A 21,817-nucleotide genomic window follows, 5' to 3' on the forward strand; every position below is an offset into this window, starting at 1 on the left:
GCGTTACGAATCGGGGTCAAGACGCCCAGTCTTGACCCCGATTCGCGCCTTGCACTTCATCCCAAACAGGGCAAGCTCGCACTCACGCCTATTTATGAAATGAGTTCTATTTGCCAGAAGCACGGCCGGGAAGGGAAAAAGAGACCTGTCCCCGTCATCTTTGCAGTGACGGCGGACAGGCCAAGAGGGGGAATGAAAACTGCAACTGCTGGGGGCTACTACGCTTGAATCGTCAATCGACAGATTTAATCGACGGATGAACGCACGGCGCGTCACATTGTTTCCGCCACGCGCCGGATCGCAGGGTATTCAGGCGATCTTGTCCAGGCGCACCGGCGCCTGTTGCACTTGCGCCGCTTCTTCATCGGTCTCATGGACTTCGCGCAGGTAGGCGGAAAATTCCTTGCCGACTTCGGCATGTTTGGCGCCCATGGCGACCGTCGCCTTGAGGTAGCCGAGCTTGGAGCCGCAGTCGTAGCGCCGGCCGTCGTAGCGGTACGCCAGCACGGTCTCGCTTTGCATCAGATCGGCGATGCCGTCGGTCAGCTGGATTTCTCCGCCGGCGCCCTTGCCGATGTTTTCGAGCCGGTCGAAGATCGCCGGCGTCAGGACATAGCGACCGACCACGGCCAGCGTCGACGGCGCAAGGTCGGGCGCCGGTTTTTCGACGATGCCGCTGATGACGTCCAGGCGATCGCTGTACGGACCGTCGGCATCGGTGCTGACGATGCCGTATTGCCTGGTGTCGCTGCGCGGCACGTCTTGCACCGCCAGCAGGCTCTTCTGTTCCTGTTCGAAGACGTCGATCATTTGTCCGAGCACGTTCTTGCCGTTCTCCGGCGCGTCCATGAAGTCATCGGCCAGCACGACGGCAAACGGTTCGTCGCCCACCAGCGATTTCGCGCACAGCACGGCATGGCCGAGGCCCAGCGGAGAAGACTGGCGGATGTAGACGCAATTGATGTGCTTGGGAATCACGTTGCGGGCGAACTCCAGCAGCTTGGTCTTGCCGGCGGCTTCCAGTTCGGTCTCCAGTTCATAGGCCTTATCGAAATGGTCTTCAATGGCGCGTTTGTTGCGGCCGGTGATGAAGATTATTTCGGTAATGCCGGCCTCGACGGCTTCTTCTACGGCGTACTGGATCAACGGCTTGTCGACGATGGGCAGCATCTCTTTCGGCTGCGCTTTGGTCGCCGGCAAAAAGCGGCTGCCGAGGCCCGCGACGGGGAAGACGGCTTTCGTGAGTTTTTTCATGAGTTTCCTCGGTGATTGGTCATTGCCAGCTTAAAAAAATGTGCATGCCTTTGGCTGTAGGAAACATTCCTTTTGATTTGTAGGAATCGGAGAGGCGTGGGACGGGGTGGAAATTCCCCTGCAAGGCGCATGCCGGTCCGACTTGCCGCTTGTCCTACAAGGGAATTGGCCGCTGTCCGATATGGCGGAGCGGCGACGGCAAATAAGATTCTTCCAACCGCGCACTCCGGCGGTGTTCGAAAAAAATAAACTGAAAGGAACATCATGTCTCACGGAATCATTGCCTGGCTGGTCATCGGCGCCATCGCAGGCTGGCTGGCGGGCGTACTCGTCAAGGGCGGCGGCTTCGGCCTGCTGGTCGACATCCTGGTCGGCATCGTCGGCGCATTTATCGGCGGTTGGCTGGCCGGCCTGTTTGGCGTCGGTGTCGGCGGCGGCATGGCGGCCTCCATTGTTACCGCCACCATCGGCGCAGTAGTCCTGCTCCTGATCTTGCGGCTCATCCGGCGAGCGTAGCCGCTGTAGCGATGTGAACGGGAGGGCGTTTTTGCGTCCTTCCTTTCCATCCGGAAAATTGGCTGTTACCACATTTTAAAAAGCGCGTACAGCCAAGCGGAAACGAACGTTGTCACTCATCTATCGTTCCTTTTCAAGATCTCGTGTACATTTAAATTCATGCAGAAGATTCCTTCATTGCGGGAGTGAAGATCATGCAGACCACAGCACATAGCGACAGACCCAGGTCCGTCCATTCCTCCGGGATATCGGCCGAGTCGATACAATCGGCGCAGACTGCGCGCGCGGCAAGCAGCGTGCCGCAGCCGTATCAGCCCAGCCAGCCGCACGTATTGACGGAAGATCTCAAAGCGCAACTGGCCGCCGAGAACCAGCAGCGACGCGCCAATCTCTATCCGCGGCTGGCGCAGACGCTGGCGACGATAGAGCCGAGCAGCGTGGCTCAAAGCTATTCGGAGCAGCGCGCCATGTCCTTGCAGGAGCTGGCCGCCGCCAACAAGGCGAGACGCAACAGATTGCGTGAATCCGGCTACGCCGTATCGGCACCGGAGATGGCATAGCCTTCATTGCCGCCCGCGCTTACAATAGCGGGCATCCTTCATTGATGACGGCACGGCAGTGCATGGATGCTGCCGCGCCGTCTTCTTGTCTTTACCCCCAGCAACAGCAGAAACAGCAGGCAAACGATAAAACATGAGCAGCATCAGCCCCCTGGCCGGCCAACGCGCCGCAACGTCTTCCCTGGTTAATCTGCCTGTGCTGGTCAGCAGCTATTACAGCCTGCATCCCGATGCGGGAATCGCCGGGCATCAGGTGGCCTTCGGCACGTCCGGTCATCGCGGCAGTTCGCTCGCGTGCAGCTTCAACGAATGGCATGTGCTGGCGATCACGCAAGCCATCTGCGATTACCGTGCCGCAAACGGCATTACCGGTCCTCTGTTCCTGGGCATCGATACGCATGCCTTGTCGGTGCCGGCTTTTTCCAGCGCGCTGGAGGTGCTTGCCGCCAACGGCGTGCAGACCATGATCGCGCGCGGTTCGCCTTACACGCCGACACCCGCGGTGTCGCATGCGATCCTGATGCACAATCGAGCGCATCCTTCCGCGCTGGCGGACGGCATCGTAATCACGCCGTCGCACAATCCGCCCGACAACGGCGGCTTCAAATACAACACGCCCAACGGCGGTCCGGCCGACACCAATGTCACCAACTGGATAGAGAAACGCGCCAACGTTTTCTTGCGCGACGTCGCGCGCAACGTCAAACGCATTCCCTTCGAGCGTGCCTTGCGCGCGTCGAGCACGCACCAGTACGATTTCCTTGAAACCTACATCGACGATTTGCCCGGCATCATCGACCTGGCCGCGATCCGCGACGCCGGCGTCAGCATCGGCGTCGATCCGCTGGGCGGCGCGGGCGTGCATTACTGGGGGGCGATTGCGGACCGCTACGACCTCAAGCTGGAAGTCGTCAATCGCGAAGTCGACCCGACGTTCCGTTTTGTGCCGCTCGACTGGGATGCGCAGATCCGCATGGATCCGTCGTCGCAATATGCGATGCGCGAACTGATTTCGCTCAAGGACAAATTCGACATCGCCTTCGCCTGCGACACCGACCACGATCGCCATGGCATCGTCACCAGGAGCGCCGGCCTGATGCCGTCGAACCATTACCTCTCGGCAGCGGTTTCCTATCTGTTCCAGCATCGTCCGGAATGGCGCGCGGAGACCGGCGTCGGCAAGACGCTGGTGAGCAGCCAGATGATCGATCGCGTGGCGGCGCAACTGCGGCGGCCGCTGCAGGAAATGCCGATCGGCTTCAAATGGTTCGTGGACGGCCTGCAAGACGGCAGCCTCGGCTTCGGCTGCGAAGAAAGCGCCGGCGCTTCGTTCCTGCGATTCGACGGCACGCCCTGGAGCACCGACAAGGACGGCATCACCGCCGCGCTGCTGGCGGCGGAAATGACGGCGCGCACCGGACGCGATCCCGGCGAGATTTACCAAAGTCTGACGGAGCAACTGGGCTTGCCGTGCAACGGTCGCATTGAAGCTGCGGCAACGCCCGAGCAGAAAAAATTGCTGTCGGGCCTGTCTTCCGACAACGTGCGCTCGACCGAGCTGGCGGGTGAAAAGATTCGCCAGATTCGGACAACGGCGCCGGCCAACGACAAGGCCTTCGGCGGCGTGAAGATCATCAGCGACAACGGCTGGTTCGCGGCGCGTCCGTCCGGCACGGAAAACATTTATAAAATCTATGCCGAGAGCTTCCGCGACGAGACGCATCTCAACAACATTTTTGCCGAAGCGCAGCAAATCGTGACCGATGCGCTGGCGGGTGGAGCAAGCTGATTTTGCTCTGAATTCAATGCATTCTTTTCAGGCGGCATGAGGTTTTCGTCCCGGCCGCCGTCTGCCGTTTCATTCCCGTTCCTCCTACGCCTGAATAAGTGCCTGTCCTGCTGGCATGCAAGCCCGTCCTGCCTATGATGAAGCTGTGATTTGTTTTTGAGCAGCAATTGAGCAGGAGAACATCATGCCAAGAGGCGATAAATCTTCCTACACCGACAAGCAGAAGCGTCAGGTGGCCCACATCGAAGAGGGCTACGAAAAGCGCGGCGTCAGCCACAAGGAGGCCGAGCGACGCGCCTGGGCGACGGAGAACAAAATTTCCGGGGGCGGTCGCAAATCCGGCTCCGGCCGCAAGCACTGATGCATCGCCGGGCGGCTCCAGCATGTTTGCCGACAGCATGATCCTGCATGCCGTGACGCAAGCGCAGAGCGAGCGGCACGGACCGGAATCGTCGTCGGCGGCGTCGCATGACGACAAGAACCCAGGCAAGGAGAACAGCATGCCCATGACGCAAAAACAGCAGCAGGGACAGCAGGCCTCGCATGTACAGAAAGACGTGCAGGAAACGGCGCCGGCCAGACCCTATGCGGATCCGCTCGGACGTCCCATGTATCAGGGCAATCCGCGCTTTACCGACCAGCAGGCCGGCGGCGACCTGACCGGCGATGAATCCGATGCGCGCGACGACAACTATGTGGAAACCGGTTCCGGCCAGACAGCCCGCGACGTATCTGCGCATGCCGGCGAATTGCCGGCGGCGTCGGCGGAATTGTTGCGCTCCATTTCTGTGCCGCCTGTCGTTAAAGAAAAAATCAGGCCGCCGGTAGTCGAGCAGACTACTCTGGAGCCAGAACCTGACGGCACCGAAGATCCCGGCGCCAATGCCGACGACGGACTGATGCCGCGCAAGAAAGACGGAAGCGGATCCGAGCAGCATTAGGCGTCACTGAAGTCCACTGATCGCAGTTGCGAGTCGGTGGCGACCCCGGTGGCGCCAGGCTTTCCTTTCGGATTCTTCATCTCGTTTCCGGCAGCTGGCATTCGCTTGTCGGCTGCCGTTTCATTTGGCTCAGCGCCGTGTTCCTGCCCGCCGGAGACCACTCATCGACATCCCCACCGTTTATTTTCTGATCGCTGGCGTACTGCTGACTTTCATGGTGTTCCTTGAGTCGGTGCTGGAACGCTTGCCGTTCAATGCCGCCATGTTGTATCTGCCGATAGGCTGGCTGCTGGGTCCGGCCGGCACCGGTTTGATCCATATCGATCTGCGCGCGCACGCCGATGTGTTGACGGTCATCACGCGCGTGGCCTTGCTGCTGTCGCTATTCACGGTCGGGCTCAAGTTGCGCGTGGCGTTTCGCGGCGACGGCAGCCGCCTGTGGTGGTTGCCGCTGCGCCTCGGCGTGCTGTCGATGTTGATCACGGTGCCTTTGCTGGCGATCTGCATCAGTTTTTTGTTCAATATGCCGTTTGCCGTAGCGATGCTGCTGAGCGCCATCCTGGCGCCGACCGATCCTGTGCTGGCCTCGGACGTGCAGGTCAAAAACGTCGACGACCCCGATCAATTGCGTTTCAGCCTGAGCGGCGAGGGCGGTCTGAATGACGGCAGTGCGCTTCCCTTCGTGATTCTGGCGTTGATGTGGCTCGGCGTGACGAACGAGGTCGCGCAGGTGAATCACTTCGGCTGGTTCGTGGCGTGGGGCGTGGTTGCCGGCATCGGCTGCGGCGCATTGGCGGGGTGGACGATGTCGCGTTTGGTGCTGTATGCGCGGCAACGCTTCGGTCTGGCGTTGGGGATGGAAGAGTTCATGGCCATCGGCATCATCATGTTGTCGTATGGCGTCGCCGAGCTGGTGCATGGCATCGGCTTCCTGTCGGTGTTTGCCGCCGGCCTGGCGATGCGCCAGGTGGAGTCGGCCAGCAGCGGCAACAAGCCGGCGGGAGAGCTGATCGCCGCTGCCGAGGGAAGCGGCAAATCCGCCGCCGTGCATCCCGAGCAGGCGCCGGTCTACCTGACCGAGACCGTGCTCGGCTTCAATCAGCAACTGGAGCATTTCGCCGAATTCTTCATGGTGCTGCTGATGGGTGTCCTGTTGTCCGAGTTCGGCCTGTCGGGCGAGGGCGTCCTGATTGCCGGTTTGCTGTTCTTCGTCGTCAGGCCGATTGCGGTCGGGCTCGGCTTGCTCGGATCCGATACCGACACTTCGCACCGCTGGCTGATTGCCTGGTTCGGCATCCGCGGCGTCGGTTCGCTGTATTACCTCTGTTTCGCGCTGCAGTTCTGGCACGACAAGCTCAACCTGCGCATTGCGCAGGACGTGCTGACGGTGCTGGCGCTGTCGATTTTGCTGCACGGCATCTCTTCGGCGCCGCTCATGCATCTGTATTGGCGCAAACGCGCCAAATCTTCCGGACAATCCTAGTCTTGAAGTAATAAAACTACATTTACTACATCAACATTTTTTACTTTGAGATATCTCTCCATCCCCTGAAAAACGCTCCAATCAGCGAAAAAGCTAGAAGCAAAGCCATCTCTGTGCCAGAATAATCAAAAAATATAGTAAAACTACATAAAATATGGTCGTTGAAATTGTTTGGGACGCAATTCCAAAAACTTCCGGCCCGGCACAGAACAGGAGATTCCCGCATGACATTTTCCCGCCTTCGGATCGGCCAGCGCTTGTCGCTTTGCTTCGGCGTCATTTTGGTATTGATGGCGGCCGTGACCGCGCTGGCAGGCGTGTCGGCGCACCGGGCCCAGCAGCAACTGGCTGCGGCCCTGAGCCATACCAACGGCAAATCCGAGATCGCCGCGCTGATGCGCCAGAGCCTGTTCCGCCAGGGGCAGGCTGCGCGCAACGTGGCGACGCTGACGGATCTCAACGCCATGCAAAAGGAGATGGCGCGCATCGGCATCGAGCGTAAAAACTACCGCATCAATCAGGCCAATTTGCTCAAGAGCGGCGTGAGCATGGAAGAGCAGGCCATCATCAACGACATGGACGGCTACGATCGCCGCAGCGAACCATTCATCAAACAGGCGGAAGAATTTGCCGCCGGCTTCAACGCCGGGCAGGCGACCAAGTTGCTCAACACCGAAGTCGCGCCGCTGCAAAATCAGTGGCTCGAAGCCATCGACAAGCTGGTCAAGCTGGAGCAGGGGCAGATCCAGCGCGATCTCGACGACTTCGCCGCCAGCGGCAGGCAGACCACCATGGCGACCATCGTCATCTGCGGCATCGCCATGCTGTTGGCGGTGCTGGTGGCGTGGCGCCTCAATCGCAGCATCACGCGTCCGCTCAATGATGCGGTGGATCTTGCCAGCCGGGTCGCGGCGGGCGATCTGACGGCGCACATCGCCGCAGGCGGCAAGGATGAAACCGGGCAACTGCTCGCCGCGCTGGGCCGCATGAACCAGAGCTTGCTGCAAACCGTCAGCGAGGTGCGCGACGGCACCCAGAGCATCTTCCGCGTCTCGCAACAAAACGCCGCCGGCAACACGGACCTGGCGGCGCGCACCGAGGCGCAGGCCGGTTCGTTGCAGCAAACCGCCGGCGCCATGGCGGAGCTGACCGGCATCGTCAGCCGCAATGCGCAGCAGATCGGCGAAGCCAATCGTCTCGCGCAATCGGCCGCCGCCGTGGCGTCGCGCGGCGGTGACATCGTGTCGTCGGTGGTCGGCACCATGACGGCGATCAAGGACAGCTCGCGCAAGGTGGTGGACATCATTTCGGTCATCGACGGCATCGCTTTCCAGACCAATATCCTGGCGCTGAACGCCGCGGTTGAGGCGGCGAGGGCGGGCGAAACGGGGCGCGGCTTCGCCGTGGTGGCAACAGAAGTGCGCCAGCTGGCCATGCGCAGCGCCGCCGCCGCCAAGGAAATCAAGGTGCTGATCGGCGACTCCGTCGAACGCATCGACGCCGGCAGCCGCCAGGTCAACGACGCCGGCCAGACCATGCGCGAAATCGTCGACTCGGTCGAGCACGTCGTCGGCATCATGGATGAAATCGCCGCCGCCAGCGACACCCAGAGCCACGGCATCGCCGACCTCAATCAGGCCATTACGCAGATCGACTCGGTCACGCGCACCAACGCCACGCTGGTGGCGCAGGCCGCAGTGGCGACGGCCGACATGCAGGAGCAGGCGCACAAGCTGTGGGATGCCGTCAGCGCCTTCCGTGTCGGCGAAGAGCCGGCCGACTTGCACGAAATAAGCGAAACGGAAACCGGTTTGAACACCTTGCCGGCCGCACATGCCGCTTCGGCCCTGTCCCATCATCCCCATCGCGCGGCGCCGATGATTTCTGCCGCGCTTGCCTGATCGTCCCTGTTTTTTTGTCTCTTTCATAACCTTGCGCCGTATCCCTTGTGGCTGCGGCGTAAGAGTTGATGAAGTCCGAAAAAGTGTTTGTCCTATACGCAGCGCGCGCCTGAGCGCGTAGCCTGATGTTGTGTCGCGGCCTCGCCGGCGGCTTCGTCGGCGTGCGCTTTTTTGCGTCACCTTTGTTGCGTCAAAAAGGACATTCCATGCACAAACCTCAAGACATTCCTCCGGTCGAAGTGCCGCCGCTCGATCCGACTCCGCCACAGGATCCGATTCCGCATCAGCATCCGCAATGAACCTGGAACCATTAATCATCGCGAGATGCGTTCTACAGCAAGGAGCCGCACGCATGCATACGCCGCAAGACATTCCGCCGACCGCGCCGCCGCCCAAGGATATTCCGCCCGATGAATACAACCCGGTGCAGGACCCGCCGCTCAATCCGACCGAGCCGGACGTTCCCGACGTCGATCCCGCCGAGCCGCCGCTGAAAATGGCGGGTTTTTGATGCAGGTACTTGTTTTACGCGATTCAACAAGGAGTCATTATGGCTAACAGCACACTCGATCCCGACGTCTTGCCGATCTCGGATCGCCAGCTCGGCAAAGGTCACGACAACCACGCGCTAGGACCCAGCGACACCTCCGATAGCGGCAGCGACATGACGAATGTCGCCACCGAAGCCGACAGCGATTCCACCGGCACCGGCGAACGCGACTCGATGGAGCGCGGCCGCCGCGACCGTGCACTCGAAACGCCGGAGTCGGTCGGACAGGTGGCAAGCGACAACGACAGCGGCGAAGATATCGTCGCCGCGGATGAGCGCGAACTGGAAAAACAGACGGACAGCGTCAAAGACGCCAAGAAAATCAAGCGCGACCGCGCCTTGGACGACGCGCTGGAAGATACTTTTCCGGCCAGCGATCCGATCAATCTGACACCGGAACCGCCCCAAAAGGTCGCAAAAGGCCCCAACGCCAACTAAAACGCCGTCATCGGTCGATGTTGATCGCGCCGGAGCCGCCGCGATCATTGCATTTCCCGGCCATGGAAGCACCGATTTCAGACCGATTTCGGCGCGGTTTTACGGGCCTTCCGGGTTGCCAGAATCCCTCTGCGCACCTATACTGCGGGGGTAGCATTGCCTTGGGTATCCGGCGTATTTTCTTTCGCCGGATTTAATCGGGAAGCCGGTGCGTTGTTCCAGTTCATGCAGTTCATCGATCTGGAAATCAGTCCGGCGCTGCCCCCGCAACGGTAAGCGAATCAGCGAATCTGCATCCAGCCACTGTGCCTGCGTGTTCTCAACACGGCATGGGAAGGCGCAGCTTCCGGTTCCGGTCGGATCATTCTCGCCGCGAACCCTTCGCAAGCCCGGAGACCGGCCCTCGGCAAAGACTTGTTTTGCATCGCGGAGGGCGATCGACGGACTGCTTCCCGGCTTGCATGTTTTTCCCGCACCCGCGTGGTTTTCTCGTTTTCCTTCGTGACGTTTCCGTTATATGCGCTGTTTCGGCGCCGCTACCGGTTTGTTCCAATCAGGCTTCAACGCTTATTCGAAGGAAAACACATGGCTCTCATCACCGGCGCATCCGCCAACGACACCAGCACTATCGATTCCAGCACCGGCTCCAGCCTGTGGCGCGACCGCATTTTGCCGGGCATTGCCGCAGTAGTGCTGGGCGCCGGCCTGATCTACGCCGCAGGTTTTGCCTCCGCAGTGGAGCTGCACAACGCCGCGCATGACGGTCGCCATTCGGCAGGTTTTCCCTGCCACTAAGAAAAATATTCAGCGGAACAATGTAATGATGAATCTCGCGGTATTGCGGCGGATCGCCTCCACCGTCCTGTTGGCCGGCGCTTGTGCCGGCATCTTGCTGACCGGCGTGCAGCAGTTGCAAGTCTCCAAAATCATCCTCCAGGCGGAGGTCTACGAAGAAGCGGCTGCCGCCAAGGCGCATGAGCAAGCTCATGCAGCGGCAACGCCTGCCGCCGGCGCACCAGCAGAAGCGCATGAGCATGAACACGAAGGCGAAGAGTGGGAGCCGGCCAACGGCTTCGAACGCACCGCCTACACCGTGCTGGCCAACATCAGCATGGCCATCGGTTTCGGCCTGTTCCTCGCGGCGGCGATCGTGATCAGCGGCAAGCAGGTGACATGGCGTTCCGGTTTGCTGTGGGGCGTGGCGGGTTATCTGGTGTTCTTCGTTGCGCCTTCCTTGGGCCTGCCGCCTGAAGTACCGGGCACCATGGCGGCGCCTCTGCATGCGCGTCAACTCTGGTGGGTAATGACGGCAGGCATGACCGCCGCCGGGTTGGGGCTGGGCGTATATGCGCGTCACTGGGCGCTGAAGTTGCTGGGGGTGGCCCTGCTGATCGTGCCGCACGTCATCGGCGCGCCGCATCCGGCCGTGCACGGCAGCGCCGCTCCGGAAGAACTGGCGCAGGCGTTCATCCACGCCACGGCCTTGGCCAACGGCTTGTTCTGGGTGACGCTGGGCGGGCTGACCGGTTACTTCTATAAAAAATTCGCCTGAATTCCGGGCTGGAATTGTTGATGCCGATCCGGCCCTTGACCTTGAGGGCCGGATCGGCATTTTAGCCAGTAAAGAAATGCTATGAGAACCCACCACCGGCACGTCCTGATGTGCACCGGGCCGCGCTGCACCGAAAACGGCGTGCTGGCCGAAGCCATGTTCGCCGTCCTCGGCGAGCAGATCGATGCGCGTCCGGAGTTGCGCGTCAAGCGCACGCGTACCCATTGCATGGTCGCCTGCAAGGCGCAGGCGCCGGTCGTGGTGGTGTACCCGGAAGGCGTCTGGTACCGCTGCGAGGATGCCGCCGCGATTGAACGCGTGGTGGTCGAGCATCTCGAAGGCGGGCAAGAAGTCACCGACCTGATTTTCCACCGCCTCGGCAGCGGCGACGTCCATCCCGAGGAAGCAGAAAATGTCTGACCAGGCAACACAAGTCGAAGTCGTCACTACACCATCCGCACGCATTGCCGTGCTGACGCATGCGTCCACCGATCTGGCGATCCTCAATCACGCATTGACGCAATTGCCGGGAGATTTCCCGACAACGATAGGCATCAACCTGCAAGGCGTGGAAAACGAAACACGCATGAGCGAGCTGCTGCAGAACGAGCTGGCCGACGCCGACATCATCGTGCTGCGCATCCTCGGGCGTCTGGGCAGCGTGGCCGGTTTTGCCGAATTGCTGCGTCATGCGCAAGGCCAGGGACGCCATTTGATCGCACTGAGCGGCGCCGGCGAACCTGATGCCGAACTGGCGGCGGTGTCGACCGTGCCGGCCGATGTGCTGCGCGAGGCGCTGGCGTATTTTCACGGCGGCGGCAGCGTCAACCTGGCGCAGTTTCTGCGTTTCGTCTCGGATCGATTGCTGCTGACCGGCTTTGCTTATGACCCGGCAGTGGCCTTGCCCGATCACGGTATTTACCATCCGGATCTGGAACAGGATGCCGGCATTGCCGACTGGTTGCGCTTGCGGATTGACGTAGCGAGCCGTCGCAAACCGGCCGTCGGCATCATCTTCTATCGTGCCCACTGGATGAGCGGCAACACGCGCTTCGTCGATGCGCTGGTGACGGCGCTGGAGCAGCGCGGCATGGACGTTCTGCCGATCTTCACGGCGTCGTTGCGCACCTCAGCGGCGGATTCCGATTTGCCCGCCGCGCTGAGTTACTTCGCCGGCGAACAAGGCGCGCATGTGGATGTACTGATCAACACCACCTCCTTCGCCATGGGCGAAATCACGCCGGGCGGCCCGACGCCCGCCGGCTGGTCGGTGTCGGTGCTGGAAAAACTCAACGTGCCCGTGCTGCAAGCCATGACCAGCGGCATGACGCAGGATCAGTGGGAAATCTCCACGCGCGGCATGAATCCGCTCGACGCCGCCATGAACGTGGTGCTGCCCGAGTTCGACGGCCGCATCATCAGCGTGCCGCTCTCGTTCAAGGCGCAGGCTGCGGGATTATCGGGCGACGTGGTGGAATTCCACCCGGTGGCCGATCGCGTCGAACGCATTGCCGGACTGGCGGCGCGTTTCGCCCGTTTGCGCGCGCTCGACAATGCCGACAAGCGCATCGCCTTCATCTTCACCAACTCCAACAGCAAGGCCTCGCAGATCGGCAACGCCGTCGGCCTGGACGCGCCGGCCTCGCTGATGCGTATCCTCGAAGCCATGCGCGACGCCGGCTACGCCATCGGCGACCTGCCCGAGAGCGGCAGTGCGTTGATCCATACGCTGGTCGACCGCTGTTCCTACGACAATACCTATCTCACCAGCGAGCAATTGCAGCACGCCGTCGGCCGCGTATCGGCAGAGCGCTACGCCGAATGGTTTGCAGAGTTGCCGCAAGTCTTGCAGCAAAAAATAGAAGCGCAATGGGGCGCCGCGCCCGGCGTCGCCTACGTCCACGACAACCAGTTGGCGTTCGCCGGCGTCGAGTTGGGCAATGCCTTCGTCGCCTTGCAACCGCCGCGTGGATACGGCATGGATCCGGATGCGATCTATCACCAGCCCGATCTGCCGCCGACGCATCATTACTACGGGCTATATCGCTGGCTCAGCGACGAATGGGGGGCGGACGCGATCGTCCACGTCGGCAAGCACGGCACGCTGGAATGGCTGCCGGGCAAGGGCGTCGGCTTGTCGGAGAACTGCTTCCCCGATGCGCTGCTGGGCGACATGCCGCTGTTCTATCCCTTCATCATCAACGATCCGGGCGAGGGCTCGCAGGCCAAGCGACGCGGCCACGCAGTCGTGGTCGATCACCTGACGCCGCCGATGACCACTGCCGACAGCTACGGCGCGCTGGCGCAACTGACGCAGCTGGTCGACGAGTACTACCAGGTCGAAGTGCTGGATCCGGCCAAGTTGCCGCTGTTGCAGCAGCAGATCTGGGAGCTGGTCAAGCAGACCAACCTCGACAGCGATCTGCAGATGAAGCTGCTCCATCATGATCACGACCATGATGACGAGCACGGTCATCACCATCATCACGGACATGCGCATGGACACGATCATCATGACCATGACCATCCGCACGACCACAGCCACGACGGCGAACTGCCCGAGGCGTTGAGCGGCATGGGCGGCTCCGACGTCGCCCATCTGATCGAAGACCTTGACGGCTATCTGTGCGAACTCGGCGCCGCGCAGATCCGCGACGGCCTGCATATCCTCGGTCGCGCGCCCGATGCAACGCAGATGCCCGACATGCTGGTGTCGCTCACGCGTTTGCCGAACCAGGACATCCCCGGCTTGCAGGAAGAAATGGCGCGCCTGTTCGGGCTCAGGCTCGACATGCTGCTGGAGAACAAGGGGCAGCGCCTCAATGTCGACAGCGCGTTGGCGCGCATCGCCGGTCGCGCCGTGGTCACGCGCGCCGATGCCATCGAAGCCATCGACGATCTGTGTGTGCGCCTGATGCAGGCGCTGCAAGACAACGGCTATCAAGCAGGCGCCATCGACGGTGTTCTTCAATCCCTGTTCGGTGATCTGAGCATCGAAAAACCGCGTTTGCAAACTGTATCCGTGCGCCAGCCCGGTAGCATGCTCGGCCAGATGAAGATGCAGACGCGCGCCAAACCTTTGGCGGTGGCATCGCCAATTGCCATCGTAGTAAAACCGGCGGTGGAAGCGACCACGGACAAATTCGCACCTCTGCGCCGCGTCCTCGATTTCACCTGCCGCCAGTTGCTGCCCAATTTGCATCGCGCCGGCGACGAAATCGGCAATCTGCTGCTCGGCCTCGCAGGCGGCTACGTGCCGGCCGGCCCCAGCGGCTCGCCGACACGCGGCATGGCGCATATCCTGCCGACCGGCCGCAATTTTTATTCAGTCGATCCGCGCAGCGTGCCGTCGCAATCGGCCTGGCGCGTCGGCCAGCAACTCGCGCGCGAAGTGCTGGAGCGGCATGTGCGTGAAACCGGCGCTCATCCGGAGAGCGTCGCCATCAGCATCTGGGGCACCAGCGCCATGCGCACGCACGGCGACGACGTCGCGCAGATCCTGTGCCTGCTCGGCGTGCGTCCGGTCTGGCGTCCCGGCAACCGCCAGGTCTCCGGCATCGAAGTGGTGCCGCTGCAAGAGCTGCAACGCCCGCGCATCGACGTCACCACGCGCATCAGCGGCTTCTTCCGCGACGCCTTCCCGCAACTGATCGATCTGATCGACGACGCCGTCAATGCCGTCATCGCGCTGGACGAGCCGCTCGATCAAAATTTCGTGCGCAAGCATTACCTGCAGGAATTGGGCGATTGGATCGGCAAAGGCCTCAGCCAGGACGACGCCGAAGAGCGTGCCGCCTATCGCATCTTCGGCGCCAAGCCGGGCAGTTACGGGGCGGGCATCCTGCCGCTTATCCAGGAAAAGAACTGGCAGGCCGATGCCGATTTCGCCGAGGCCTACATCAACTGGGGCGGCTACGCCTATGCACGCAAGCTGGGCGACAAGCAGGGCAGCGACCAGCGCGAGGCTTTCCGCACGCGGCTGTCAGGCGTGCAGGTGGCCTTGCATAACCAGGACAACCGCGAACACGACATCTTCGACAGCGACGACTACCTGCAATATCACGGCGGCATGATCGCGACCATACGTGCACTGACCGGCCAGCAGCCGCGCCATTATTTCGGCGACAGTCACGACCCGGCGCGCGCTCAGGTGCGCGATCTGAAGCAGGAAACGCTACGCGTGTTCCGTTCGCGCGTGGTCAATCCGAAGTGGCTGGACAGCATCCAGCGTCACGGCTACAAGGGCGGGCTGGAGCTGACGGCGACGGTCGATTATCTGTTCGGCTACGACGCCACCGCGCAAGTGATGGACGACTGGATGTACGAACAATTGGCGCAAACCTATGCCTTCGATCCCGGCATGCAGCGCTTCCTTGAAGAAGCCAATCCCTGGGCGCAGAACGCCATCGCCGAACGCCTGCTGGAAGCCGCCAGCCGCGGCATGTGGGCCGAGCCGCAGGCGCAGACGCTGGAAGACCTGCGCCAGCTGTATCTCAAGAGCGAAACCTTGCTGGAGGCGCGTGGCGAAACCCCGCGCGGAGTCTGATATGAGTCTGCCGAATTTTCCGCCGTCATTTCCGTTCTCGGCCATCGTCGGCCAGCCGCAATTGAAGAATGCCTTGCTGCTGTGCGCGGTCGATACGACCCTGGGCGGCGTGCTGATCCGCGGCGACAAGGGTACTGCCAAGAGCACGGCGGCGCGCGCGCTGACGGCAGTGTTGCCGCCGGTCGAACGCATCGCCGGCTGCGCCTTCAACTGCCTGCCGGGCCAGCCTGCCGAACATTGCGCCGTGTGCCGCAACGATGCCGCGACCGTATCAGCGGCGGTGCCGTTCGTGACCTTGCCACTGGGCGCCACCGAAGATCGCGTGCTCGGCACGCTCGACCTGCAGCGCGCATTGAAGGGGGAGAAGAACGCCTTGCAACCGGGCCTGCTGGCTGCGGCGCATCGCGGCATTCTGTACATCGACGAAGTCAATCTCTTGCCGGACCATCTGGTCGACGTGCTGCTAGACGTCGCCGCGATGGGCGTCAACTCGGTCCAGCGCGAGGGCTTGTCGGTGTCGCACCCGGCGCGCTTCACGCTGGTCGGCACGATGAATCTGGAAGAAGGCGACCTGCGCCCGCAACTGCTGGATCGTTTCGGCCTCATGGTGGAAGTCGTTGCGCCGCGCGACAAGACTTTGCGCGCCGACGTCGTGCGCCGTCGTCTTGCCTACGAAGCCGATCCGCTTGCCTATGCAGCGCAATGGAATGACGAACAGGACGCCTTGCGCGCGCGCATCGCCGCTGCGCAGGTTTTGTTGCCGCAAGTCGTGCTGAGCGACGCCTTGCTCGACCTGATCAGTCATCTGTGCTGCGAATTCGAAGTCGCCAGCCTGCGCGCCGACATCGTCATGCACAAGACCGCGCGCGCGTTTGCGGCGCTGGACGGGCGCGCGCAAGTTGCGCCGGACGACGTGCGTGCGGCGGCCGAACTGGTCTTGCCGCATCGCCGCCGCCGCAAACCGTTCGAACAGCCCGGACTGGATCAGGACAAGCTGGATGATCTGATGCAGCAAGCGATGCCGCCGGAGCAGCAAGAAGGCAATGGCCAGGATCAATCGGATTCTTCTTCCGATAGCAACGCTCAATCAGAGAATCAATCAGAGAATCAATCGGACGGCGGCAACAGCCCGCAAGTCTTCGCCGCCGCCGTCGTCGGCAACGCGCCCCAACTCAAAGTCGAGGCGCCGCTGAACAACGTCGCCACGCTCGCCGGTCGCCGCAGTGATTCCGCCGACGCAAATGCTGCGCGCGGCCGCATGATCCGCGCCGTGCCGGACAGCAATCCGGTCAGCCTCGCGGTAGGTGCAACGCTGCGTTCCGCCGTCTTGCGCAGCGCCGCCGAAGGATCGCAAGAGGCCGCCGTGCAATTGCAGACGAGCGATCTGCACGGCAAGGTCAAGGCCGGCAAGAACGCCAACCTGATCCTGTTTGTGGTCGACGCCTCCGGTTCGATGGCCGCGCAACGGCGCATGGAAGCAGTGAAGGGCGCAGTGCTGGCCTTGTTGACGGATGTCTATCAGCGTCGCGATCAGGTGGCGGTAATCGGCTTCCGTGGCGACAAAGCTTCCGTGCTGCTGGCGCCGACCCGCAGCGTCGATCTGGCCGAACAAGGTCTGCGCGAACTGCCGACCGGCGGCCGCACGCCGTTGCCGCATGCCTTGCAACTGGCCTTGCAGACGCTGGAGCAATCCAATGGGGCTGCACCGCCATTGTTGGTGTTGCTCAGCGACGGCAAAGGCAATGTCGCGCTGGAAAATGGCGGCGATCCGTGGCGCGAGACGCTGGCGCTGGCCGAGCAACTGGCCGCGCGCGGCACGCCTGCACTGGTGCTCGACACCGAAGCCGGCTACGTCCGCCTGGGCCGCGCCGCGCAACTGGCGCAGGCGCTCGGCGCGGAATGCATGACGCTGGAAGAATTGACGGCCGACAATCTGGCGCTGACGATTCGCGCCCGCATGACGCAATAACGCATCAAAGAATTATTCAAGGAACAACATATGATCATCTGCATCGGAGCAGGTCCCGGCGATATCGGCTACCTCACCCAACGCGGCGCCGAGCTGATTCGCAATGCCGACGTGGTGGCGGGCTTCGACGCCGTCGTCAACGTGGTGCAAAGCATCATCCCGCCGACGGCGGAAGTCATCCTCATGGGCTATCGCGACCAGGTTGCCCAGCTCGATCTGGTTGCCGCCGCGCACCATGCCGGCAAGCGCTGCGTGGTGGTGTTCATGGGCGACATCCATTTCAGCGGCTTCCAGTATCTGGAACGCGTCGAACGCGCCTGCGGCCATCCGGTCGAGACCTTGCCCGGCATTTCCTCGGCGCAAATCCTCGCCTCGCGCGCCAAGGTTTGCTTCGACGAAACCACCTTCATCACCTTCCACCGCCGCGGCGACCTGACGCCGTTCAAGCGCCATCTTGTGCATGTGCTCAATGACGGCCGCAATGCGATTGTGATACCGTGTCCGTGGGATGCGGCGCGCTCCTTCATGCCGCGCCATATTGCGGCCTACCTGCTGGAAAACGGCGTGCGGCCCGATCATCCGACCGAAGTCTGGGAAAACCTCACGCGTGGCGATGCAGAGTGGCATGGTTCACTGGCCGACTGCGTGGACAAGGAGTTCACCGACATGAGCATCATGCTGATTCGTACCCACACGCCCATGGACAGCCAGATCGAGCCTGCACCGGCAAAGCCTGCGGAGGCTGCATGAGCGCAGTGCCTGCCGATATCCTCAGCGGTGCAGTCAATACTGTTGACAGAGTTGACAATGCGGCAAGCTACGGCATCGTGATCGCCGGCCACGGCAGCCGCGACGCCGATGCGGTGCGCGAGTTCGAAGCGCTGGTCGAGATCGTGCGCGCCCGTGCGCGCGGTCTCGTGGTGACCCACGGCTATCTCGAATTCTCCAGTCCGACCATCGGCGAGGCAGTGGAAGCCAATCTCGCCGCCGGCAGCAAACAGGTCGCCGTCGTCCCTGGCGTACTGCTGGCGGCGCGTCACGCCAAGAACGACATGCCGGCCGAAGTGCTGGAACTGGCGCGCCAGCATCCCGGCATCGATTTCCATTTCGGCGCGGCGATGAACCTGCATCCGCAACTGCTGCAACTGGCACAGGAACGGGTGCTCGCCGCCGAAGCGCAATCCGCGCAAACCATCCGCCGCGACGACACCTGCCTGGTGCTGGTCGGACGCGGCACCACCGATCCCGACGCCAACGGCGAAGTCTCGAAACTGGCTCGCATGCTGGAAGAAGGCATGGGCTTCGGCGGTGTCTACGTCTGCTATTCGGGCACCGCCAAGCCGCTGGTCGCCGACGGCTTGCGCGCGGCGGCCTTGCTCGGTTTTGCGCGCATCATCGTGTTGCCTTTCTTCCTGTTCGACGGCGTGCTGGTCAAGCGCATTTACGCCGCAGCCGACGATTTGCAGCAGCGCGAACCGGGCCTGGAAGTGCTGAAGGCCGGATATCTCGGCGTGCACCGGCACGTCGCCGACGTCATGCTGGAGCGCGCACGCGAAGCGGTCGAAGGACGTGCAGCCATGAATTGCAGCCTGTGCAAATACCGCGTGCAGATCGTCGGTTTCGAAGAACAGATCGGCGAGCCGCAGCGCGCGCATCATTTGCAGGTGCGCGGTTTGCTGAACCGCGAGACGCTCGTGGCTGCATCAAAAGCCGATGAGCCGAAAGTTGATTTTCCTCCGTATGTGCCGCATCCGATCGAGAAAGAAAGCTTCGAGATCATCGGGGCCGGCCGCGACTGGTCGATGTTTCCGCCGGCGCATCTGACGGCGCTGCAACGGCTGGTGCACGCCAGCGGCGACTTCAATGCGGTCGACGACATCTATTTTTCCGCCGGTGCGATCGAGGCCGGCATTAGCGCCATCCTGCGCTGCAAGCGCGTGGTGACCGACGTGACGATGGTGCAGACAGGCTTGAAGCGCGCGCTGGTCGAACAGCTCGGCGTCGAAACCTGGTGCGGCGTGCACGACCGCGAAACGCATCTGCTGGCGCAGGCGCAAGGCATCACGCGCTCGGCCGCCGGCGTGCGCCGCGCATGGGAAAAATTCGGCAACGACATCATCCTCGCCATCGGCGATGCGCCGACCGCGATTGTCGAGACCACGCGCCTGATTCGCGAGCATGGCTGGCGGCCGCAACTGGTGATCGGCTTGCCGGTCGGTTTTGTCGGCACGCGGGAAAGCAAGGACGACCTGCGCCGTTGCCTGCAAGTGCCGCGCATCACCAACAGCGGTACGCGCGGCGGATCGCCGTGGGCGGCGACGGTGGTCAATGCCTTGATGATCGACGCCATCGGACAAGTCATTGCCGCACAGGAAGCGGAGTTGCAAATCAATGCGGGAGCTTGAACGCGCCGAATTCGACCTCACCGTGCCGGCCCCGAACGGCCTGCGGCGCGGCAGGACGACCGGCAGTTGCGCTACCGCGGCGGTGAAGGCGGCGCTGACCATGCTGTTGCGCGGCGAACGCATCGATAAAGCGGAAGTCAGTCTGCCGGACGGCAAGCACTACCTGCTGGTGCCGATACAGGACGTGCGGCAACTGGATGGCGAGCGTGTACGCGCGGAAGTCTTGAAGGATGGCGGCGACGATCCCGACAACACGCACGGCGCGACGATTTTTGCCGAAGTGGCGCGCAATGATGTCGGCGAGATTCGCTTCCTGGCGGCGACCGGTGTCGGCACCGCGACGCAGCCCGGCTTGCGCGTGGCGGTCGGAGAGCCCGCCATCAATCCGGTGCCGCGACGGATGATGCGGCAGGCGGTGGCTGAAGTGCTGGAAGAGCTGAACGTGAACGGCGAAGCCGGTTTCGATCTCGCCATCGGCTGCGAAGACGGTCAGAAGATCGCGCAGAAGACCTTCAATCCGCGCCTGGGGATCGTCGGCGGCATCTCGATCCTGGGTACTTCCGGCATCGTCGAACCGATGTCGCTGGCCTCGTGGATCGCCTCGATTGAAGTGTATATCCGCGTGGCGCTGGCGGATGAAAGCAGGCCCAACGGCGTCGCTGCCTGCGTGGCGTATCTGCCCGGCAAGATCGGCAGGATCTTCGCACGCGACGCGCTGGGATTGCAGGAAGCGCGCTCGGTGCAGATCGCCAATTTCCTCGGCGACGCGCTGGATTTCACGCAGACGGCTTTGGCCGAGCAGGGCGCGGAGTTGGACGTATTGTGGCTGGCTGGCCATCCCGGCAAGCTGGCCAAGGTGCTCGACGGCGTATGGGATACCCATTCGAGCAAGAGCAACATGGCGATGGGCGGCGTGGCTCGCGTGGCGTCTGAACTGGCGGCGGCGCTGGGATTTTCGGCCGCGCTGATCGCCGAAATAGAAAGTGCAAACACAGTGGAAGCAGCAATCGAACGTTTGAAAAATGAGCCGGGTTCGGCGGCATTGTGGCGTGAAATCGAGGCCCGCATCGCCGCACTGGCGCAGGCGCGCGTGCCGTCGGTGACACGCGTCGAGGTGCGCCTGTTCGACCTCGACGGCAATTTGCTGGGAGCAACGGCATGAAGGATCAGCCCGGAATGTTCTGGGGCATAGGCGTCGGTCCCGGCCCGGCGGGGTATCTGCCGCTGGCGGCGATGCAGGCGTTGCAACAGGCTGATTTGATTTATGTACCGCGCGCCAAAAGCGCCGACACTTCGGTCGCCCTGCAATGCCTGGAGGGCGTGGCCGTCGCGTCGGAACGTCTGCGCGAAGTCGAGTTCAACATGGATCCCGACCGCAACGTGCTGCGCGAGCATTACGCGCAACTGGCGCAGGATATCGCCGCCGAATTGCAGGCCGGCCGCAGCGTTGCCTACCTGACCATCGGCGACACGCTGACGTATTCGACTTACGGTTACATCCTGGCGGCGCTGAAGGATTTGCTGCCGGTGTTTCCGCACCGGACATTTCCCGGCATCACCAGCTATGCGTCGGCTGCTGCTGCGCTGGACTGGCCGCTGGGCGTGGGCAAGGAACGCACCTTGATCCTGCCGTGCCCGGACGACCCGGCGAGTTTGCAGCACGAGATCGAAACCCACGACATCGTGGTGCTGATGAAAGTCGGCGCGCGCCTGCCATGGGTGTTGGCTTTGTTGAAAGAAATGGGCATCGCCGAACACTGCGCCTTCGCCCGGCGCATCGGGCTGGACGGTGAAGTATTGGCAAACGATTTGCGCGAACTGGAAGCGGGCGACCGGGATCATGCCGTGAGCGGCTACCTGGCGACCATGCTCATTCGTAAAACGGCATTGGAAAAGAGGCACGAGCAATGATG

General features: G+C 62.3%; 20 protein-coding genes and 1 riboswitch. Of the genes, 19 read left to right on the plus strand and 1 reads right to left on the minus strand.

Annotation, left to right across the window (positions count from 1 at the left end):
- On the plus strand, window positions 1–228 hold a 228-nt coding region (locus PMI16_RS26495), incomplete at its 5' end, for a hypothetical protein (protein ID WP_034380675.1).
- A gap of 81 nt (window positions 229–309) precedes the next feature.
- Here PMI16_RS26495 and galU read toward each other — a convergent pair.
- Complete coding sequence (galU, locus tag PMI16_RS14660) at window positions 310–1,254, minus strand: UTP--glucose-1-phosphate uridylyltransferase GalU (protein WP_007880813.1); 945 nt, start codon at window positions 1,252–1,254, stop codon at window positions 310–312.
- 264 nt (window positions 1,255–1,518) lie between these two features.
- Between galU and PMI16_RS14665 the strand changes: the two genes are divergently transcribed.
- The 18 genes from PMI16_RS14665 to cobI all read left to right on the plus strand — a co-directional run bounded on the left by PMI16_RS14665 (window position 1,519) and on the right by cobI (window position 21,815).
- A complete protein-coding gene (locus tag PMI16_RS14665) occupies window positions 1,519–1,770 on the plus strand; it encodes a GlsB/YeaQ/YmgE family stress response membrane protein (protein WP_007880815.1) in 252 nt (83 codons plus the stop codon).
- 194 nt (window positions 1,771–1,964) lie between these two features.
- Window positions 1,965–2,330, plus strand: coding sequence for a hypothetical protein (locus tag PMI16_RS14670; RefSeq protein WP_007880817.1), 366 nt, complete (start codon window positions 1,965–1,967; stop codon window positions 2,328–2,330).
- Between the two features lie 133 nt (window positions 2,331–2,463).
- Complete coding sequence (gene pgm / locus PMI16_RS14675) at window positions 2,464–4,119, plus strand: phosphoglucomutase (alpha-D-glucose-1,6-bisphosphate-dependent) (protein ID WP_007880826.1); 1,656 nt, start codon at window positions 2,464–2,466, stop codon at window positions 4,117–4,119.
- Window positions 4,120–4,303: 184 nt separating this feature from the next.
- Window positions 4,304–4,480, plus strand: a complete 177-nt coding sequence (locus PMI16_RS26320; RefSeq protein ID WP_007880828.1) for a hypothetical protein — start codon at window positions 4,304–4,306, stop codon at window positions 4,478–4,480.
- 22 nt (window positions 4,481–4,502) lie between these two features.
- A complete protein-coding gene (locus tag PMI16_RS14685; RefSeq protein WP_007880830.1) occupies window positions 4,503–5,060 on the plus strand; it encodes a hypothetical protein in 558 nt (185 codons plus the stop codon).
- A 214-nt stretch (window positions 5,061–5,274) separates the two neighbouring features.
- On the plus strand, window positions 5,275–6,543 hold the full coding sequence (locus PMI16_RS14690) for a cation:proton antiporter (RefSeq protein WP_007880832.1): 1,269 nt from the start codon (window positions 5,275–5,277) through the stop codon (window positions 6,541–6,543).
- A gap of 224 nt (window positions 6,544–6,767) precedes the next feature.
- Window positions 6,768–8,444 carry a methyl-accepting chemotaxis protein gene (locus PMI16_RS14695; RefSeq protein WP_007880834.1) on the plus strand — a complete coding sequence of 559 codons (1,677 nt, stop codon included), beginning with the start codon at window positions 6,768–6,770 and terminating at the stop codon, window positions 8,442–8,444.
- A gap of 352 nt (window positions 8,445–8,796) precedes the next feature.
- Window positions 8,797–8,955: a hypothetical protein gene (locus PMI16_RS26325; protein ID WP_007880836.1), complete on the plus strand. Its 159-nt coding sequence runs from the start codon at window positions 8,797–8,799 to the stop codon at window positions 8,953–8,955.
- Window positions 8,956–8,994: 39 nt separating this feature from the next.
- Window positions 8,995–9,432 carry a hypothetical protein gene (locus tag PMI16_RS14700; RefSeq protein ID WP_007880837.1) on the plus strand — a complete coding sequence of 146 codons (438 nt, stop codon included), beginning with the start codon at window positions 8,995–8,997 and terminating at the stop codon, window positions 9,430–9,432.
- A 146-nt stretch (window positions 9,433–9,578) separates the two neighbouring features.
- Window positions 9,579–9,851, plus strand: a riboswitch (cobalamin riboswitch).
- Between the two features lie 166 nt (window positions 9,852–10,017).
- Window positions 10,018–10,227 (plus strand): CbtB domain-containing protein, encoded by a 210-nt coding sequence (locus PMI16_RS14705; protein WP_007880838.1) that lies wholly within the window; start codon window positions 10,018–10,020, stop codon window positions 10,225–10,227.
- A 28-nt stretch (window positions 10,228–10,255) separates the two neighbouring features.
- Complete coding sequence (locus PMI16_RS14710; RefSeq protein WP_034380710.1) at window positions 10,256–10,984, plus strand: CbtA family protein; 729 nt, start codon at window positions 10,256–10,258, stop codon at window positions 10,982–10,984.
- An 81-nt stretch (window positions 10,985–11,065) separates the two neighbouring features.
- A complete protein-coding gene (locus PMI16_RS14715; RefSeq protein ID WP_034380678.1) occupies window positions 11,066–11,404 on the plus strand; it encodes a (2Fe-2S) ferredoxin domain-containing protein in 339 nt (112 codons plus the stop codon).
- Window positions 11,397–15,530, plus strand: coding sequence for a cobaltochelatase subunit CobN (locus PMI16_RS14720; protein WP_007880841.1), 4,134 nt, complete (start codon window positions 11,397–11,399; stop codon window positions 15,528–15,530). The genes PMI16_RS14715 and PMI16_RS14720 overlap by 8 nt, the downstream gene beginning before the upstream one ends.
- A gap of 1 nt (window position 15,531) precedes the next feature.
- Window positions 15,532–17,499 carry a putative cobaltochelatase gene (locus tag PMI16_RS14725; RefSeq protein WP_007880842.1) on the plus strand — a complete coding sequence of 656 codons (1,968 nt, stop codon included), beginning with the start codon at window positions 15,532–15,534 and terminating at the stop codon, window positions 17,497–17,499.
- A 30-nt stretch (window positions 17,500–17,529) separates the two neighbouring features.
- The gene (locus PMI16_RS14730) at window positions 17,530–18,249 is read left to right on the plus strand and encodes a cobalt-precorrin-7 (C(5))-methyltransferase (RefSeq protein ID WP_007880843.1); all 720 of its coding nucleotides are present in this window, start codon (window positions 17,530–17,532) and stop codon (window positions 18,247–18,249) included.
- Complete coding sequence (locus PMI16_RS14735; protein WP_007880844.1) at window positions 18,246–19,904, plus strand: precorrin-8X methylmutase; 1,659 nt, start codon at window positions 18,246–18,248, stop codon at window positions 19,902–19,904. Before PMI16_RS14730 ends, PMI16_RS14735 begins: the two co-directional genes overlap by 4 nt.
- Window positions 19,891–21,066, plus strand: a complete 1,176-nt coding sequence (gene cbiD, locus PMI16_RS14740) for a cobalt-precorrin-5B (C(1))-methyltransferase CbiD (RefSeq protein ID WP_007880845.1) — start codon at window positions 19,891–19,893, stop codon at window positions 21,064–21,066. Before PMI16_RS14735 ends, cbiD begins: the two co-directional genes overlap by 14 nt.
- Window positions 21,063–21,815, plus strand: a complete 753-nt coding sequence (gene cobI / locus PMI16_RS14745) for a precorrin-2 C(20)-methyltransferase (RefSeq protein WP_007880847.1) — start codon at window positions 21,063–21,065, stop codon at window positions 21,813–21,815. Before cbiD ends, cobI begins: the two co-directional genes overlap by 4 nt.
- The last annotated feature ends 2 nt before the right edge of the window (window positions 21,816–21,817 follow it).

It is taken from the genome of Herbaspirillum sp. CF444 (assembly GCF_000282135.1).
Taxonomy (GTDB): Bacteria; Pseudomonadota; Gammaproteobacteria; order Burkholderiales; family Burkholderiaceae_D; genus Herbaspirillum.